Below are 17,028 nucleotides of genomic sequence, written 5' to 3'. Positions count from 1 at the left end.
CACTACCCCTTCGTCGCCAGGTAGGCGGCGGTCAATTCCGCGAGGACGCCGTCGGCCGGGGCCGGCGCACCGTGGAGATGAACGGCGCGCAATTCGTCCATGAACCGTTCCCACAGCGGCGGCCCGCCCGCGGCCAGGAGTTCGGCCCGCACGGTCAGCTCCGGCGTCGTCTCCAGCCAGGCCGCACCCCACGCGCCGAGCTGTGCCAGCACCGGAACGAGCTGAATCGCCGCCTCCGTCAGGTGGTATTCGACCTTCTGCCGATGGCTCGGATCGTCATCGCGGGTCAGCAGCCCCGCCGCGACCAGTTTCGCCAGCCGTGCGGCCAGGATGTTGGACGCGATGCCCTCGATCGATCCCGTGAGCAACTCGCGGAAGTGCGTGTGGCCGCCGAACATGATGTCGCGCACCACGATCAGGCTCCACCGATCACCGAGCAGCTCGACCGTCCGGTTGATCGGGCATCCTGACTTCCCCGGCGGCACCGGCAACTTTTTCGGTGAAACTGGTTGCGTCACGAGATCAGTCTAGAGTACGTTCGCAACTACTTGCAGAACGCAATCAGAAGGGTCTCCGATGTCACCTCAGGTACGCGTCCAGAACTTCGCGGTCTCCACCGACGGCTACGGCGCAGGCGAGGGCCAGAGCCTCGACCGTCCGTTCGGCCACGCCGACCCCGCCGACTTCATGTCCTGGGCGGGCGCCACCGCCCACTGGCCCAACCGCACCGACCCCGGCGGCACCTACGGCCTCGACGACTACATCATCCGCGACTACGCGGTGAACATCGGCGCGGAGATCATGGGACGCAACAAGTTCGGACCTCAGCGCGGCCCGTGGGAGAACCACGACTGGCAGGGCTGGTGGGGTGACAACCCGCCCTTCCATACCCCGGTCTTCGTCCTCACTCACCACCCCCGCCCCTCCTTCACCCTCTCCGACACCACCTTCCACTTCCTCGACGCCACCCCAAAGGACGCCCTCGCCCGCGCCCTCGAGGCCGCCGACGGCAAGGACGTCCGCATCGGCGGCGGCGTCGCCACCGTCCGCGCCTTCCTCGACGCCGACCTGATCGACACCATGCACGTCGCCGTCGCCCCCATCACCCTCGGCCGCGGCGAACGCCTCTGGACCACCCCCGACGAACTCACCGACCGTTTCCACCACGAACACGTCCTCAGCCCCAGCGGCGTCACCCACCACTTCTTCTGGCGCCCCTGACACCCAAAACAGCCCCTCTACCAGCCGATTAGTACCTACGGAGAGTCGTGCGGTAATCTTTTCGAGCACCCGGCAACGGGGGCAAGACGGGCTGTGGCGCAGCTTGGTAGCGCACCTGACTGGGGGTCAGGTGGTCGCAGGTTCAAATCCTGTCAGCCCGACCAAGAAAAATCCCCTCCGACCTGGGTCGGAGGGGATTTTTCTTGGTCGGACCAGTCGAAGTTGGGGACCATTTGGGGACCGTCTGGGTGTTTTCAGGTGCGCGGAGAGCATGTCGCCGTCCTTCTGCAGCGCGACGATGTCCGGGTGCAGGTATCGCTGGGTGATCCGCGGGTCGGTGTGCCCGGCGATCTGCTGGAGCCTGTGCAGGGGCACGCCGGCGTCGGCGAACCAGGTGAGTCCGGTATGGCGCAGATCGTGTCGCCGTAGGTGGTCGTAGCCCAGGCGGGTTACCACTTCGTCCCAGTGCGTTGCCTTCTGCAGGACTCCGGTTTGGATGCGTCCGCCGCGGGGGCCGATGAACAGGCGCGCGTCGGGCTTGTCCTGCCGTGCCCGAATTCGGTTGGCCAGCATCGGCCGGAGTTCGTCGATGATCGGAACTCGGCGAGACCGTTTGCCTTTCGTGCCCTTGTCCACCATGCCGCCGGGGCCGGGGGAGGTTTGCCGACGCAGGTTCCAGATCCACTGCTCGGTGTCGATGTCCTTCACTCTGACTCCGGACACCTCACCGATTCGCGACGCAGTGCAGGCCGCGAACAGAACGACATCACCCCAGCCGCGAAACTCGTCCGAGGACGCGGCGACGAGGGCGTCGGCAAGCGTCGTCAGCGTCGACCAGTCCGGCAGGGCCAGCGCCCGCGGGTCGTCCAGCTCGTCTTCGATCCGTTCGTACTGTCCCTGCCAGCCCGTGATCTTCACGCGGTTCTGGTCGATCACCTCGTCACGGACGGCTTGATCCAGCACGCGCGCCAACGCGGCGAGGCTGTTCTTCACCGCCGACTTGCTGACGCCGGTCGCGATCCAGTTCATCACTGCCCGGTCGACGATGCCTGCGCTGACCATCGTGACCGGCAGGTGGCCCAGCGCCGGAACTACTCGACGCGCCCACGCCGGTTTGTAGGCATCACCGACGGTCTTGGCCTCGATGCCACGCATCGCGGTTTCCCAGCTCGCCTTGCCGTAGTCGGCGAGCGTGGCGGTCGCCATCTTCGGGTCGACGCCGCGGGCCGCGGCACTCTTGATCCGCTCGACCCACGATTCGGCTTCCTCACGCGTATCGAAAGACTCGGATTTCGACGGCCGCGCCTTCGTTGTGGGATCGGTCCAGCGCACCCGCGCCCGGAATGGCTTCGCGCGGTTCCGTTCCTCGATGTCGGCGCGAATATCGACACCGAGCGGAATGGCGTGAACTGCCTTCGAGTCCATCACGCCGCCGCCGGATCGGTCCGGTTGCGGCGCAGGTACGCGAACAGATCCGTGCCCAGGTACCGGGTCACCCTGCCGGAAAGGTGAACAAACGGCGGTCCCTGCGGTGGAACCGCGGTCCTCCAGCGTCGCAAGCTCGACGGGTCGACCTTGAGCAGCGCCGCGACCTCCTCCGTGGTGTACCAACCGTCAGCGGACAACGCCAGTGCGCCGACCGTTCCGACATCGGCGAGCGCGCCCCCGCCAATCGTGGTCCTCTCCTCCATCGTCTGGTCTCCTTTCACGAATTCGGAATGAGCGATTCAGCGACAGCGCTGATCAGGTCTCGTGCTGCGGGTGGTGTGACGGCGTTTCCGGCGAGGCGAACTTGCTCGCGCCGGCTACCCCGCATGATGTAATCGGCGCCGAATGCCATGGCGCGCTTGATTTCGTAGGGTTCGAGCATCCGGAACTCGCAGTCGTCGAGGTCGGCGGCGACCGTTGTCAGGCCGTGGTGGTTGCCCGCGGCGGCGACCGTGTCGAGCGGCTCGGTCAGCGGCTTGGCGGTGTTGTGGTTGCGCAGCGGGACGACCATGGCCCACCGGTCTTTCGTGGTCACGGTGCCGTGCGGCGCCTCGGCGGTGCGGGCGGTGCCGTTGCCGTAGTAGGGCACCAGCACCGCGGTTTCCGACCTTGTGGTCATCGTTCGTACCGGCGCGGTGACCGGCATTGCGTGCTTGCCGTCGCGGCCTTCGACGGGCACCAGCAGTGCATCGGTCTCGCGGGTTGTCCGGGCCGCGAACGGGTCCCGGACCGGTGTCGGGTCGGTGCGCCAGGTCCCGCCTGCGGGGACCAGGCACGCCTCGTTCGTGTACTTCGCCAGACCGGCCTGGATGCGGGCGATCGTCTTGGCGGCCAAGGGCTTCGACCGGTCGCCGATGCGCTGGCCGCGCAGGTTCCAGTCGATCACCGACGCCGCGGGCAACCAGCGCGGTTCGACGACGGCGTTGCGGCAGCTGGTCGACGGGCACCGCCACACATACTGGGCGCGGTAGCGACCCCAGGGTCGCGCCGGGTTCTTCCACGCCTGCACGGCGGTGACCTCGTGGTCGCAGTGGGTGCACCAGGTGCGCGGGCGGGTCCAGCGGTCCAGGTCCGGCGCGGGGTTTCCGGTGCGCCAGAACACGACGTACATGCGGTCGCGGCTCTGCGGGGCGGGGTCGCCGGCCGCGGCGGCGTGCATGCTGTTGAGGTAGACGATGCGGTGGCGGTAGCCGAGGGCGTCCATGGCGGTCAGCCACGCGTCGAACAGCACCCATTTGGCTGCGTCGACGACGTTTTCGACCACAACGGAGCGGTAGCGGTGGTGCTCGGCGAAGCGCACGACGTCCCACATCGTCGCCCGCGACCGCTCGGCGGCGGCGTCGGGCAGGACCTCGCCGAACAGGTCGTGGGTGGAGTCGATGTTGCGGCGCCGGCCGCGGGCCACGGAGTGGTTGGTGCATTTCGGGGATGCCCACAGCACATCGGTGGGCGGAAAGGGGTCGGCCAGCTCACTCCTCGGCGGCATCGCCCGATGCGTCGCAACGGTAGAGGTGAGTGAATCGTCATTGACCGGCAGTACCGAGGTGCCGGACGTCGGCGAGCTCGGTGCGTAGCTCGTCAGCTCGCTCGCGGGCGGCCGGGGCCGAGCCTGGCGGCGGCGAGTTCGTCTTGGACTGAGTCCGCACGGATGCGTTCGGGCTGAATGGCGGTCCGGGCCTCGGTGAGGTCAGCTTCGAGCCGCTCGATGCTGGTCGTCGTCGCTGCGGCTGCCCGATCGGGCTCACTCCAGATCCGATCGATCTGGGTAAGAAGGTCGGCGTTGTGGTGATGCAGGGATTCGACAAGTCTTCCCTGCAGGTAGCGCACCAGGCGGAGCTGACCGCGCTCATGGAGGAACACGCCGCAGTCCACGACTGAATCTGGTCGGTGTGCTCGGACTGGGTCTCGGCCCGCGCAAGACAGAATGTCGCCGACCTATGCCGCTCGCAATTCCGAACCGCTTATAGGGTGGGTCGATGAGTGAAGCAATGCCTCCCAGGCCGGGGGTTCCGGTCCGAGGATCGAGTTCTGGTCAGCCTCTGATGGCGGCTTTCGATCTGTTGGGTCGCCGTTGGGCGATCACTGTGCTGTGGGAGCTACGCGGAGATCCGGTCGGATTTCGAGAGCTTCGGCGTAGTCTTGCGGGGATTTCCTCGAGTGTGCTGTCAACCCGGTTACGTGAGCTGGTGTCGGTCGGTGTTGCCGAAACCGTGACTGACGGGAAGTACCGGCTGACCCCGATCGGGATCGAGCTGCTCTATGCGCTCGCCCCGCTCAAGGCGTGGTCGCGCAGCTGGGCCCAGCACCTGGGCGTTCAGAGCTTCCAGCGCAACCCCATCGACGATCTGGACCGCCTGCCCTGAAATTCGAACGCCGCTGACCCGCACGGCGATGTTTTGCGATGCACTTCTGCTCACGTCGGTTCGAATTTCGAACCGATTGTGGGGTACTGTCGTCACAGTTCGGGGGAGGTGACCTCAAACCCTGGAAGGGAGATTTCGACGTGCGAAGGTTCCGTTTACAGAGGGTGGAGGAGTCGTTTTTCGACGATCCCCGCTGGCAGGAGAGTCGATACGGATTCTCGGTGACGTCGCCGGCTTCGGCGCAGACGGTGTGGCGAGAGTCGCACGGTGAGCGTCCGTTGTACTGGTGTTCGGTGTTGCGCGAGTGCCGATGGGAAGCCGGTTCACCGTGTGGCGTGGACTCGCGGCGCACTGTGACAGTGGCGCCTGGGCTGTCGGTGCATGAGCGCTACTTCCTGTGGGAGGAGCGGGGTGACCGGCTGGAGAACGCTTTCGCGGTGCAAGCGTGCACAGTCCCGGTGTTCCGCCGCTTCGGTGAGCGGTATCGCGTGATACCGACAGAGTCGGGCAGCCGGCTGGACTGGGACTTTCTGATCGAGCCCCGGCTACCGCGGCCGTTGCAGAAGCTGGCACGCCCAGCGGCACAGACCACGATCGATCGCCTTGCCCGGGACACGAGAACCCATTTGACGCAGCTGCGCGACGGTGATGCACGATGAAAGCACTTGCGCTCCAAAATGCGGCAACCCGGTTCATTCTCGCCGGAACCCGCCATACGGTCCTCGGTTTCGCCGAACGCGGCGCCAAGTTGTCCACGCGCGCGTTCGACAGCTCCTACCCACTGTTGCCGATGCCCGGACATCGTTTCTACGGCTGGACACACTACGGGGTGATGATCCCCAAGCTTGCTGCCCCGCACCAGTATTTGAGTGTCATGGTGATGGCAGGAATGCCGGGACAGCGAGCGTTCGACGTCGACGATGTCGTCACAACGACGCCACGCGACACCGCCACCGTGTCGATCTCCACCGCGGACGCGGCGTACTACGGCATCGTGTCCCTGCGCGATGACTGCGTCTTCGGACCCATCGGGGAAGGACTGCATTTCGGTGCGGAGCTGACCATCAGTGGACGCTATCCGGAATTCGTCGTCGATATCGGCATTCCCGGCCTGACCGCACGCTTGCAGTTCGCACTCGCTGAACGCGCAACGTGGTTCGTGCAGGGACAGCCCTACGATCACCTGAGCTTGCTCGGGCAATACACCGGCTGGATCCAGACACCCGATGCCCGCGTCGAGGTGTCGGGTGTGGGAAACATCGAATACGCACGCTGCGTGGGCCCTTACGCCCTGCGTGATCGCCTGCTCCCTTGGCGCTACAAGGCGCCGGTCGACTTCTTCACCTATCACGTGGTCGAACTGTCCACCGACGCTCAGCTGTTGTTCTGCCGGGTAGGCATGCTAGGCGACCGCGTCGGCGACGTGGTGCAATTCCGCACTCTCTCCGGCGACGGCGACTGGCGCGTCAACGAGATCGCTACTGACCGCACCTTCTACGAAGTCCTCGAATACCAGGACGCACCATCGACCGACAGCGCCGGCAACCATGAAATGCTGCTGCCCCACCGCTTCCGGTTCGGTGTACGCGACCGTGTCGAAGTCGTCGGAACATATGACACCCCAGCATGTTTCGGTGTCGGCCGCGGATACATCGCCGGATACCAGGCCGATATCGAAATCGATGGACGCAGCATCAACACCCGCGGCTACGCTGAATACGTCGACGTCACCGACGAAGGCACGAGCCGTCTCAACCGATAGCGCCGACGCAGCGGCAGACGAAGGACCTGCCTCATCAGGCCGCCGTCGGTCGTTCGGGGCTGCTGCAGGATCGGGTGAAAGCGGTTAAACAGCCTGTCGGGCTGCTGGGGACACGATGGTTTCGAATTCGATTGGGGTCGACCGGCCAAGCCTGGCCTGTCGCCGCCGGTGGTAGGTGCGTTCGATCCAGGTGACGATCGCGATCCGGAGCTGCTCGCGGGTGTTCAATCGCTGCCGGTCCAAGACGTTGCGTTGAAGCAGGCTGAAGAAGCGCTCCATCGCGGCATTGTCGCCGGCCGCGCCGACACTGCCGATGGAACCGACCCGCACTCTTGCGCTTCACCAGTGGCACTGCGGGACGACCCAAAGGCCACTCCACCTCCACGGTGCGGTGCTCGCGCATAACGTGACCGCCCGGTTCGTGCTGGACCCGCAGGGCGGCGACATCTCCTGGTGCACAGTGGATCCCGGTTTTGGTCACTGAAATGTCTTACGCAGAGGGTATCCGCCTGGTCGGCGGTTGGTGCTCCCCGCGCGAGCAGGGATGAGCTTGAAGCCACGCCGATGACACTGTCGGCCTGCGGTGGTTTGAGACCTGGGCCATGAACTGGCATGCATCATCGAAGTTGGCGACAAGCCTGAGCTCCGGGGCCCCGCAGAAACCCCACAGTTTTTTGCCGGAATCAACGCGAATCCACGAGAACTGCCGAGCGCAACGGCATCGCGAAAGATGTTGATGCTGGGTAGTATTGGGCAACGTCGAACATGCTTCAGAAAACTAAAACACTCGCCAGGTGGTCGCAGGTTCAAATCCTGTCAGCCCGACAGTGTGATGTCTGAGGACATCGGAAACTCCCCGAACCTACTTTCAGGTTCGGGGAGTTTGTCGTTTCGGGGCCTTTCGGGGCGCCGGTGGTCTGGTAGTCGTGGGCCGAGTCGAGGACGAGTTCGCGCAGGAGTTCGCCGGTAGCGGCGTGGGCGATGCGGATGTCGAGGTTCTGGACGAGGAGCAGGACCGGGGTGCCGGTGTCGGTTCGGCCGATACCGATGTGGTGTAGGCGGCCGTTGTGGCGGAGGGTGACGACGCCGGCGGCGTCGACGGCGTCGACGGTGTCGTGCCTGACCCGGTAATGGCCGTCAGTGCCGTGGGTGGTGCTCGGCTCGGCTTTGGGGCGGGCGTTGTAGGCGGGGGTGGCGTGGTGTGGCAGTGATCGATGTGGTCGGTTGTGGTTGTGGTGGCCGGTGAACTCCTCGAGGAGTTGCTGTAGTTCGGGAATTGAACGTGGTTGCGGGGTTTGGGATTTCAGCCATCGTTGCATGGTCTGTTGGAAGCGTTCGACCTTGCCGCAGGTGGTGGGGTGGTTGGGTCGGGAGTTCTTCTGGGTGACGCCCAGGGCTGTGAGTTCGGTTTCGAAGCCGTTGCGGCCGCCGGTGCCGCCGCCGACGAAGCGGGTGGTGTAGACCAAACCGTTGTCTGTCAGCGTTGATGCTGGAACACCTTGGGCGGCAGTCGTTTTACCGAATTGTTCGACGACGGCGAGGCCGGTGATGCGGGGTGGGCGGTGACGAAGAGGGCGTAGCGGGAGTGGTCGTCGAGGAAGGTGATGATCTCGATGTCGCGGCCGCCGGGTAGCCGGTAGAGGGTGAAGTCCGGTTGCCAGGTTTCGTTGGGGAGCTCGGCCTGGAATCGGATGTTGGAGGATTTGCGGTCTTCTCCGCGGCTCGGGTTGTATCAGGCTGTTGCGGGTCAAGTGGCGGGAGATCGTAGCCGGGGAACACGGTGACGTTGTGGTGGTGGCGTAGGTGCCAGGCGATGGTGTGGGGGCCCGCGTCCATGCCTTGTCCGGTCAGGTCGTGGCGCAGGCTCACGATCAGGTCCACGACCTGTGGTGGGGTGGCGTTGGGGGCTGGTGTGCGGGCGTCTGGAGCGGGGCTCGAGGGCGGCGTCGCCTTCGGTTCGGTAGCGGGTGATCGGTTTGCTGACCCAGCTCGGTGAGACGCCGTAGGCGCGGGCGATGTCGGCTTGGCTGCGGCCTTCGACGACGACGGCGATGATGACCAGGCGGGCCTTCGACATGGTCGGTGACCTTGCCCGGTGTTTCCTATGACCCGAGACATGAGTTTCCTATGTCCTGAAATTGGACACTCGGCAGGACACGCAGAACATGGGCAACCGGAAAATGCCTGGTCATCGCGGATTCGTATTCGATCTGACAATGCCGTTCTGCTGGTGCGTAGTTCCGGGGAACGCAGAAGGCCGGAGATGTGAAGGCTGAGCAGCTATGAAAGCTGATTTGCCCGTGTGCGAGATTCCGGTTCTGTGCGGGCGTGGTCACTTTCCATCGGCGCTGAGGGTCCGTTTCGGTGTCGGAGGCAGCAGGTAGTTGGGCACGGTGTCCATCCTTCCAGCAGTGCCACACGACACCACAGATCAGATGTCACCTCCTAGTGCAGCAGTCCCCAGCGCCTGGCCCTCGGGTGGTGGTGTCGAGATTCGCGATCAGGCGACTTCGAGGTTCGCGATCAGAACCACGTAGCCCTCGATGTATGTGACGACTCCACGCAGATCGGTGAAGCCGGTGTACATCCCTGGCCTCGAGGCGAACGACGCGAAGAACTCACGATCGGTTTGGTCGATCAGGTCCTTCACCGGCGAACTGCGTGCAGCACCATAGGCTTTCTCTACTCGTCGATCTTGCCGTAGTCCGGCCGAGGGCCGCTTGATGGAGCGGTCGGTCGGTGTGCTCGACGTCGGCTGAGCTTTCTGAACACCGTTCGGAAAGGTTCGTTTGCCGAACACCCACTCCGGCGCCGGGGCAGTTGTCGATTGTCGAAGTCCTGTTCAGTGCTGACCTGCGGATTCCGTTGCGATTGAAGAGGACTAGCGATCATCGACGTGTCCCGTACTCGTCGGCAGTACCGTGCTTCAGCTCGTACTCGTCTTGAGCACAGGGGGTTTCCCCGAGCGCGGGGTTCTGACCGCTGACGAAGCGCGGTCGCAGTCGCGATGGCCCGCGCGAAGGTCATCGGCCCGCTCGCGCAGTCGGACGGGGTGAGCGTCGCGGCTGTCGACCAGGCTGCCGAGGAGCTCTGTGTCACTCATCGCCAGGTGTAAGCGCTGGTCCGGCGCTGGCGTGCGGGCGACAGGGTCGCGTCGGACTTGTTGCCCGGCCACGCAAGGAAGATGTGCTCACCGCAGCTGCCGTCGCGGTCGATCTGGCACCTTCGACCGAGCCTCAGGCGTTCCGCGTGCCGCCCACAGCGCGCAGGGCAAATGGCAGGAAACGGTCTGCCATTTCCAGCGCGGTTGTCGCGTCGACTTGCTCCGGCAGCCGGGGTGTGAGGAAGAACCTGCTCATCACAGGGCCGACGACCACTTCTCCGAGCAGCTCAGCGTCCTCGACCGGCGGGATCTCGCCTCGCTCGACGGCGCTGCGCACGACCTCGGCCACTCGCTGGTACACCGGCTGCAGGAAGGCGACCGTGAGCGCCTGCGCGAGCGCGGGGTTGTGCGCGGCCTCGCCGAGCAGGGCCCGCATCAGCCGGCCGCCCTCGCCGGTGACGGCGGCGGCCTTGTCCCGCAGCACCACACGCAGGTCGCCCTCGAGGCTGCCGGTCGCAGGCGGCCCGTAGGCCTCGGCGAATGTGGCGGCGGCGGCGATCACCAGGTCTTCCTTGGAAGACCAGCGGCGGTACAGAGTCGCGGTGGAAACCCCTGCACGTGCGGCCACGGCGGCGGTGGTCAAGGCGGCGTACCCGTTCTCGACCAGCAGTGCCAACGTGGCATCGAGCAGCGCCCGGTCCCGTGCGGCATCCCGGGGACGGCCCCGGCCGGAGGTGGACGGGGTGTCGCCGGGGTCTGGTGTGTGGTGCGTGGTGCGCGTCACGTGATCACCATACCACTAACAAAACGAAAGTATTTCGTTTCGTTTATACTGGGTCGTATGAGCGCTTCCGCCACCCTCCAGACCGCGCCCTCCATGACGGGCGACGCATCGGCCACCGTCACCCGCCTGAACGCCACCTTCACTACGGGCCATACCAAGCCGGTCACCTGGCGCAAGGCCCAGCTGCGCGCCTTGCGTCGCATGCTGGTCGAGCAGGAGGACACCTTCGCTGCCGCACTCCACGCCGACCTCGGCAAGAGCGCCACCGAGTCCTACGCCACCGAGATCGGCTTCACCATCAACGAGATCGACCACACCCTGCGCCACCTGGAACGCTGGCTACGCCCGCGGCGGGTGCCGGTGCCGCTGGCGCTGCAGCCGGCCCGGGCCCGCACCGTGCGCGAGCCCCTCGGCACGGTCCTGATCATCGCCCCCTGGAACTATCCCCTACAACTGGCCCTCACCCCGCTCATCGGCGCAATCGCCGCCGGCAACACCGTGGTCGTCAAACCCAGCGAGGTCTCTCCCGCAACCTCCGCCGCACTCGCCTATTGGCTACCTCGCACGCTCGATCCGCAGGCCGTGGCCGTCGTCGAGGGCGGCGTCCCGGAGACCACCGCTCTGCTGGAACAGCGCTTCGACCACATCTTTTACACCGGCAACGGCACGGTCGGCCGCATCGTGATGACCGCCGCGGCCCGCCACCTGACCCCGGTCGCCCTGGAACTGGGCGGCAAGAGCCCAGCTGTCGTCGAGCCCGGCACCGACCTCGCGCGCGCCGCGCGCCGCATCGCCTGGGGCAAGTTCATGAACGCCGGTCAGACCTGTGTCGCCCCCGACTACGTCCTGGCCATCGGCGAGACCGCCACCGAGATCGAATCGCACTTGATCACCGCGATCCGCGAGATGTATGGCACCGACCCCGCTGAGAGCCCCGACTACGGCCGGATCGTCAACGAACGCCACCACGATCGTCTGACCGGCCTCCTCGCCGACGGACGGATCGTCATCGGCGGCGACCACGACCGCCCCACCCGCTATCTCGCTCCGACCGTCCTCGCCGACGTCGATCCGGACGCCCCGGTGATGAGAGCCGAGATCTTCGGGCCCGTCCTGCCGATCGTCGGTGTTCCCGACCTCGACGCAGCCATCGCCTTCATCACCGCCCGCGACAAGCCCCTGGCCCTCTACGCCTTCACCGCCACCGCCCGCGCCAAGCGACGCCTTACCACCGAAACCTCCTCAGGTGCCCTGTCCTTCGGCGCCCCCAACGCCCATCTCGCCGTCCCCGGCCTGCCCTTCGGTGGCGTGGGCGAAAGCGGAATCGGCGGCTACCACGGCGAACACTCCATCGACACTTTCAGTCACAACAAGGCAGTCCTCGACAAGCCCCTCCGCGCTGATTCCTTCCGCCTGGCCTACCCACCCTTCACCACCGGCAAGTCTCGCCTCCTGCGCCGATTCCTCTGACGATGCTCGAAGTCCCGGCCGGCTGGGGCGGGTCGCACCGACCAGGCCGTATCACTGACGACCCGGCCGGTGACAGTGGACGGATTGCGGGCTAGCGGCCCGGCCTGGTCTTCGTCACCTACGCCTATCGCAGTTATCCGGCTCGGCGACTTCCCGCATCCGGACCGGTGATCCGGCAGGCGGAGACGAGGTCTTCTCCGGGTGCTGTATCGAGGTCATACCACCGATGTCGCGGCCGCCGGGTTGCCGGAACATCCGGCAAGTTCCGGTTTCCGCCCCGCCGATCGGCTGGTCTGACAGCCGGGGTGCGGGTCTACCGTGGCCGTATGCCGCCTCGCCGAATCGGCGCCGTGGGTGGAGACGTGCTGTCCGTAGCGACGGAATATCGCCGTGATCGCGATACTGACGCACACCCACAGCGCTGCCTGGCCGGGCCTTTCGCCAAGCGGCGTCGCTGCGACGATGACGCCGGCCAGCACCGCGTCGACGACGAAGTGGTGGGGGCTCGATCGGCGATCGAATGGTTCACCGGCTCACCCGGACGCCCGACTGACTCACTGGTCGATTGATCAGTAGATTGGCGGCGTGGACGTGCTCAGTGAAACGATTACTGCCATCCGGACCGGTGCTCCGACCTGCGGCAAGTTCATCCGGCATGCCCCGTGGGGGCGAGGCTATCCCGTGGTGCCTGGCACCGGATTCCACGTGGTGCTCGCCGGCTCGTGCTGGCTCGTTTCGCCCGCCGGTACGCCGATCGCACTGGCCGCCGGGGATGTGGTCCTGATGCCACGAGGGGCCGACCACGTCCTCGTGGACAGCCTCGACAGCGCCGTGACCGAGCAGGCTCACATCGGCGAACCCCGCGAAATCCCCGGACCCGGCGCCCGCAGCGAGTTGATCTGCGGCGCATACGCATTGGGGCGGCAGCGCAGCCATCCACTGCTCGACGAGCTGCCCGAATTCGTGCACATCCCCGCGCGTCCGGGCGGCAATGCGGCGTTGCGCGCGATCGTGCAAGTACTGGCCGGGGAAATGGCAGAGCCGCGCGCGGGAAGAGATGCCGCCGTTCCGGCACTGCTGGAGAGCCTGCTGTTGTTCGCGCTGCGCGCCTGGTTCGAGAACCAGGCCCCGACCTCGACCGGCTGGGCGGGAGCCTTCACCGATCCCGGCGTCCTGGCCGCGCTGCGCGCCATGCACGATGCACCCGAACAACCATGGACGGTGCAAGACCTCAGCGCCGTCGCCGGAGTGAGCCGGGCAACGCTGACACGGCGATTCGCCGCCACGGTCGGTGAGCCACCGCTGTCCTATCTCACCCGCTGGCGGATGCTCACCGCGGCCCGGCTGCTCCGCGACACCGACACCCCGCTGGCGGGCGTGGCACGAAAGGTCGGCTATCAGAGCGAATTCGCTTTCGCGAAGGCTTTCAAGCGCGAATACGGGCTCGCGCCTGGGCAATACCGGCGCGGCGATGACGCCCTCGCCGTCGTCGCCGTGTGAACCATCAGCACCCCACCGCATGACTCCCGGACCCGGGCGGTCCGAGATCGAGCGGTGAGATCTGTGGTGGGGCGCTGTGCTCAGCCGTGGTTACCGGAGTAGGCCGCGGTCAGGCGTTGCGGGCCGGGGCGGGTCGGTGAACGCGGGAAAGGCAGAGCGTGCGTGAGCGAGGCGAGCCCGTCGCCGGTATTACTGAGCGGCGCGAACCTCGGCGGCGAACGCGTAGTCGCGCCGCCAATCCGGGCCGGTCGGGGCCAACACCACCCGTTCGACCCCGGCGGCCTCGTAGGCAGCCAATTCCTCCGCTGCCCGGCGGGGTTCCGCCGACAGCGTCGGTGCGACGACAGTGATCGCGGGCGTCGGACGTTCATGTCGTTGCGCGAGTTCGCCCAACTCGCGCAACAAGCCGGGCAGACGGTCGAGTCCGGGGTCGATCGGCATCCAGGCATCGCCCTGTGCGGCGGCCCGCTGCCGTGCCCGAGCGCCGTTGCCCGCGATGAGGACCGGTGGAACCGCCGCACCCGGCGACAGCGTGACCTCGAGACCGTCCGCCAGCCTCGCCGGTTTACCGGCGACCAGTTCCGGCAGTACGGCAAGTGCGCGGTCGGTGCGCACCCCGCGCTCCGCGAACGGCATACCCGCGGCGAGCCAGCCGATCTCACCGTGTGCGGGGTTTCCGGTGCCGACCCCCAGTAGCAGCCGCCCGTCCGACAGGAGCTGCAGAGTGCTGATCTCCTTGGCCGCCCACGCGGTCGGCCGCAGCGCCAGCAGCATGGCGCCGAATCCGACCCGTATGCGATCGGTTACCGCCGCGGCGGTGGTGAGCGCGACCGTGCTGTCGAGCATGGGCTGACCGGCAACGAGATGGTCGTTCGCCCATACGGATTCGAGTCCGCCGGCCTCCGCCGCCCGCGCACTCGCCCGTACCTCTCCGGCTCCGGAGGTCGCGATGTCGGGTCGGGATGTGGGAAGAAATACGCCGATCTGAACAGCCACCGGTCTTGCCTCCGATTCCACTAGCGATTGATGCACGACCAACACTAAGGCGCTCGAGCAGGAGTTCCAATGCGCGATTCACTCAGCACCATGCCTGAAAAGCGCACGTGACGGCACCCTGCGGAGATCTGACTCCGTTACGTGTCGGCGAGTATCGCCCCGGCGCCTCGGGTGGCTGCCGACTACTGGTCGAAGACGATGTCCAGGGTCTCGCTGCGAGGTTCGGATTGGCAGGCGAGTCGGGTACCGCGGGCGAGATCGTGGTGATCGAGGGTGTGGTTCGCGCGCATGTGGACTTCACCTCGGCGCAGGGTGTACGCACATCCGCCGCAGGTGCCTTCGCGACACACGTAGGGCGCGTCCAACCCGTTGGTGAGCAGGACGTCGAGGAGCACGGAGCCGTCCGGCCAGGCGAGGGAATGGGTTTCGTCGTCGAGTTCCACTGTCACCGTGGTGGTCGCGGTGCTGATGGCGATCTCCGCTTCGGGGGCGCTGAACGCGTCGATGGTCAGCGAGGTGAAGGCCTCGGTGTGAATATGGTCGGCGTCGAGACCGTTGGCGTCCAAGGCGGTACGGGCCGCCGCCATGAATGGCGTCGGTCCACAAAGATAAGCGTGTGCGCGCGGTGCGGCGGCGAGCCAGGATCGAAGGGCGGCCGCGGTGGGGCGCCCGGATTCGGACTCCAGCCAGTGCGTGACGTTCAGCCGATCGGGGTGGCTCCGGGCCAATGCCTCGAGTTCTCCGGCGAAAATGACGGACTCGGCGTCGCGGTTGGCGTAGGCCAGGGTGATCGGATTGTCGTGGATGGCCAGGGCTGTCCGCAGAATGGACATGATCGGGGTGATTCCGCTGCCCCCAGCCACCAGAAGGAACGGCACGCTCCAGTCGCGCGGCACGAAGCCGCCAGAGGGCGGCAGGACGTCGAAAACTGTTCCGGAAGTGGCATGGTCGCAGATCCAGTTGGATGCGCGTCCGCCGAGAACGCGTTTGACCGTGATGGTCGGTGGCGCATCCGAGTGCGGTGAGCTGGACAACGAGTAGCAGCGGGCCAGTGGCCCATCCTGGCACGGCACCCGCAGCGTGAGAAATTGCCCAGGCCGATAGTCGAGTGAAGCCGTCGGGCCGGTCGCGGCGTCCAGGGTCAACGACACCGCATCGGCCGTCTCCCGCATGACATCGCGGACTTTCACCTGGTGGACGCGTCGGTGGAGATCGGTGGTCGACATCGTGCAACTCCCTCGTCGTGGTGGCGCCCGGCGGCGCTCCTCTCTCCGTAGAGTGTGGACCAGTAATGTGCCATTGACAAATGGCACATAAATAGATGACACTTCGCGCTATGACAACAACTAGGTCAACGGCGACCTCACGGTTGGCGAACAGGGTGCCGATGGCACCCGCTTGGCGATCACGGCTCTCGCTGACAGCGGGTCGTGCTGTACTCCGTCCGATCAATTGCGCACTGCCACACAATCGCCTCGGGATCGCGGCCGCGCGGGGGATGGTCGCCGCGATCATGGCCGCCGGTGGCCCCGTCCCGTCGGGGACGCGGGTGACACCGGTGCACTCCGGGGCGGTGCGTGGGGAGTGGGTTCGGGCCGATGGTGTCGAATTCGGTGACCGCGCAATGTATTTCGTTCACGGGAGTGGCTATGTGCTCTGCTCCGCTCGCACACATCGCGGCCTTGCCGCTCGGTTGTCCCGCGACACGGGTCTGCCCGTGTTCGTCGTCGACTACCGGCTCGCGCCCGAACACCTGTTCCCTGCCGCGGCCGACGATGTCGTGGCCGGTTATCGATGGCTGCTCCGTAACGGATACCGCGCCGAGGATGTGGTGATCGGGGGCGACTCCGCCGGTGGTCATCTGGCCATGGACCTCCTGCTGGAGAACGCCAGGACCGGGACCGCGCAACCCGCCGGTGTCGTGTTGTTCTCGCCGCTCATCGACCTATCGTTCGCCTTGGCCGAGCACCACGAACGTGACGGCCGCGAAGCGATGGCCTCGGCTCGCGTCGGACGCAGCGCGGCCGCGCTCTACATCGACCAGGCACCGGCCGACTCGCCGCGACTGCAGTTGACCGTGCCCCCGGGGACGGTACTGCCGCCCCTGTTCGTCCAGGCCAGCGACGCCGAGATGCTGGTAGGCGACGCACTGCACCTGCGCGACATGGTGGTGGCCGCTGGCGGTTCCTGCGAACTCGAGCTGTGGCCGGGCCAGGTGCACGTCTTCCAAGCGCTGCCCGTGCTGGTGCCCGAAGCCGCGCCGGCGCTGCGCCGCGCGGCTCGCTTCATCGCCGACGCACTGGCGACATCCGACGCCGATACCCGAGAGCGAGTGAGCTGA

The 17,028-nt window shown here is 66.4% G+C and carries 18 protein-coding genes, 1 tRNA gene and 1 pseudogene; 8 read left to right on the top strand and 12 right to left on the bottom strand.

The window, feature by feature from the left end; translation table 11 throughout:
• Positions 1-2: 2 nt before the first annotated feature.
• Complete coding sequence (locus QH270_RS23760) at positions 3-518, bottom strand: winged helix-turn-helix transcriptional regulator (RefSeq protein ID WP_280346296.1); 516 nt, start codon at positions 516-518, stop codon at positions 3-5.
• Positions 519-576: 58 nt separating this feature from the next.
• On the opposite strand from QH270_RS23760, the gene QH270_RS23755 reads away from it, so the two are divergent.
• Together QH270_RS23755 and QH270_RS23750 are read left to right on the top strand one after the other, a co-directional pair.
• Positions 577-1,221 carry a dihydrofolate reductase family protein gene (locus tag QH270_RS23755; RefSeq protein WP_280346295.1) on the top strand — a complete coding sequence of 215 codons (645 nt, stop codon included), beginning with the start codon at positions 577-579 and terminating at the stop codon, positions 1,219-1,221.
• Positions 1,222-1,308: 87 nt separating this feature from the next.
• Positions 1,309-1,385: transfer RNA gene (locus QH270_RS23750), tRNA-Pro, on the top strand.
• On the opposite strand, the gene QH270_RS23745 is transcribed toward QH270_RS23750, so the two are convergent.
• The 4 genes from QH270_RS23745 to QH270_RS23730 all read right to left on the bottom strand — a co-directional run bounded on the left by QH270_RS23745 (position 1,348) and on the right by QH270_RS23730 (position 4,569).
• Positions 1,348-2,646 (bottom strand): site-specific integrase, encoded by a 1,299-nt coding sequence (locus QH270_RS23745; protein WP_280346327.1) that lies wholly within the window; start codon positions 2,644-2,646, stop codon positions 1,348-1,350. The genes QH270_RS23750 and QH270_RS23745 overlap by 38 nt on opposite strands.
• The gene (locus tag QH270_RS23740; protein WP_280346294.1) at positions 2,646-2,912 is read right to left on the bottom strand and encodes a helix-turn-helix domain-containing protein; all 267 of its coding nucleotides are present in this window, start codon (positions 2,910-2,912) and stop codon (positions 2,646-2,648) included. The genes QH270_RS23745 and QH270_RS23740 overlap by 1 nt, the downstream gene beginning before the upstream one ends.
• 14 nt (positions 2,913-2,926) lie before the next feature.
• The gene (locus QH270_RS23735; RefSeq protein ID WP_280346292.1) at positions 2,927-4,195 is read right to left on the bottom strand and encodes a DNA cytosine methyltransferase; all 1,269 of its coding nucleotides are present in this window, start codon (positions 4,193-4,195) and stop codon (positions 2,927-2,929) included.
• A gap of 92 nt (positions 4,196-4,287) precedes the next feature.
• Entirely contained in the window at positions 4,288-4,569 is a 282-nt protein-coding gene (locus QH270_RS23730) for a hypothetical protein (RefSeq protein ID WP_280346290.1), read from the bottom strand.
• A 116-nt stretch (positions 4,570-4,685) separates the two neighbouring features.
• Here QH270_RS23730 and QH270_RS23725 point away from each other — a divergent pair, with 116 nt between their 5' ends.
• The 3 genes from QH270_RS23725 (at position 4,686) to QH270_RS23715 (ending at position 6,834) form a co-directional block, all read left to right on the top strand.
• A complete protein-coding gene (locus tag QH270_RS23725) occupies positions 4,686-5,072 on the top strand; it encodes a winged helix-turn-helix transcriptional regulator (protein ID WP_348537685.1) in 387 nt (128 codons plus the stop codon).
• A 164-nt stretch (positions 5,073-5,236) separates the two neighbouring features.
• Positions 5,237-5,731, top strand: a complete 495-nt coding sequence (locus tag QH270_RS23720) for an SRPBCC family protein (RefSeq protein ID WP_280346288.1) — start codon at positions 5,237-5,239, stop codon at positions 5,729-5,731.
• Complete coding sequence (locus QH270_RS23715) at positions 5,728-6,834, top strand: DUF6670 family protein (protein WP_280346286.1); 1,107 nt, start codon at positions 5,728-5,730, stop codon at positions 6,832-6,834. The genes QH270_RS23720 and QH270_RS23715 overlap by 4 nt, the downstream gene beginning before the upstream one ends.
• An 84-nt stretch (positions 6,835-6,918) precedes the next feature.
• Here the strand turns inward: QH270_RS23715 and QH270_RS23710 are convergent.
• The 5 genes and pseudogenes from QH270_RS23710 to QH270_RS23695 form a co-directional block, all read right to left on the bottom strand.
• A pseudogene (locus QH270_RS23710) lies at positions 6,919-7,155 on the bottom strand (integrase core domain-containing protein); the annotation flags it as partial.
• Between the two features lie 485 nt (positions 7,156-7,640).
• Entirely contained in the window at positions 7,641-8,300 is a 660-nt protein-coding gene (locus QH270_RS23705) for an integrase core domain-containing protein (protein WP_280346284.1), read from the bottom strand.
• 281 nt (positions 8,301-8,581) lie between these two features.
• Positions 8,582-8,911, bottom strand: a complete 330-nt coding sequence (locus tag QH270_RS34715) for a helix-turn-helix domain-containing protein (protein ID WP_432420417.1) — start codon at positions 8,909-8,911, stop codon at positions 8,582-8,584.
• A 423-nt stretch (positions 8,912-9,334) separates the two neighbouring features.
• Positions 9,335-9,634 carry a hypothetical protein gene (locus tag QH270_RS23700; protein ID WP_280346283.1) on the bottom strand — a complete coding sequence of 100 codons (300 nt, stop codon included), beginning with the start codon at positions 9,632-9,634 and terminating at the stop codon, positions 9,335-9,337.
• Between the two features lie 436 nt (positions 9,635-10,070).
• Positions 10,071-10,721 carry a TetR-like C-terminal domain-containing protein gene (locus tag QH270_RS23695; RefSeq protein WP_280346282.1) on the bottom strand — a complete coding sequence of 217 codons (651 nt, stop codon included), beginning with the start codon at positions 10,719-10,721 and terminating at the stop codon, positions 10,071-10,073.
• A gap of 57 nt (positions 10,722-10,778) precedes the next feature.
• On the opposite strand from QH270_RS23695, the gene QH270_RS23690 reads away from it, so the two are divergent.
• Both QH270_RS23690 and QH270_RS23685 read left to right on the top strand, forming a co-directional pair.
• Positions 10,779-12,191 carry an aldehyde dehydrogenase family protein gene (locus tag QH270_RS23690; protein WP_280346281.1) on the top strand — a complete coding sequence of 471 codons (1,413 nt, stop codon included), beginning with the start codon at positions 10,779-10,781 and terminating at the stop codon, positions 12,189-12,191.
• Between the two features lie 585 nt (positions 12,192-12,776).
• Complete coding sequence (locus QH270_RS23685; RefSeq protein WP_280346279.1) at positions 12,777-13,691, top strand: AraC family transcriptional regulator; 915 nt, start codon at positions 12,777-12,779, stop codon at positions 13,689-13,691.
• A gap of 189 nt (positions 13,692-13,880) precedes the next feature.
• Here QH270_RS23685 and QH270_RS23680 read toward each other — a convergent pair whose 3' ends face one another.
• Both QH270_RS23680 and QH270_RS23675 read right to left on the bottom strand, forming a co-directional pair.
• Positions 13,881-14,687 carry an LLM class flavin-dependent oxidoreductase gene (locus tag QH270_RS23680; RefSeq protein ID WP_280346277.1) on the bottom strand — a complete coding sequence of 269 codons (807 nt, stop codon included), beginning with the start codon at positions 14,685-14,687 and terminating at the stop codon, positions 13,881-13,883.
• A 182-nt stretch (positions 14,688-14,869) separates the two neighbouring features.
• A complete protein-coding gene (locus QH270_RS23675) occupies positions 14,870-15,913 on the bottom strand; it encodes a ferredoxin--NADP reductase (RefSeq protein WP_280346276.1) in 1,044 nt (347 codons plus the stop codon).
• A 95-nt stretch (positions 15,914-16,008) separates the two neighbouring features.
• On the opposite strand from QH270_RS23675, the gene QH270_RS23670 reads away from it, so the two are divergent.
• Positions 16,009-17,028, top strand: a complete 1,020-nt coding sequence (locus QH270_RS23670) for an alpha/beta hydrolase (protein ID WP_348537684.1) — start codon at positions 16,009-16,011, stop codon at positions 17,026-17,028.

Origin of the sequence: Nocardia neocaledoniensis (assembly GCF_029868625.1) — a bacterium.
Lineage (GTDB): Bacteria > Actinomycetota > Actinomycetes > Mycobacteriales > Mycobacteriaceae > Nocardia > Nocardia neocaledoniensis_A.
Note: the sequence above shows the minus strand (reverse complement) of the source record. Positions and strands in the feature narration are given on the sequence as shown.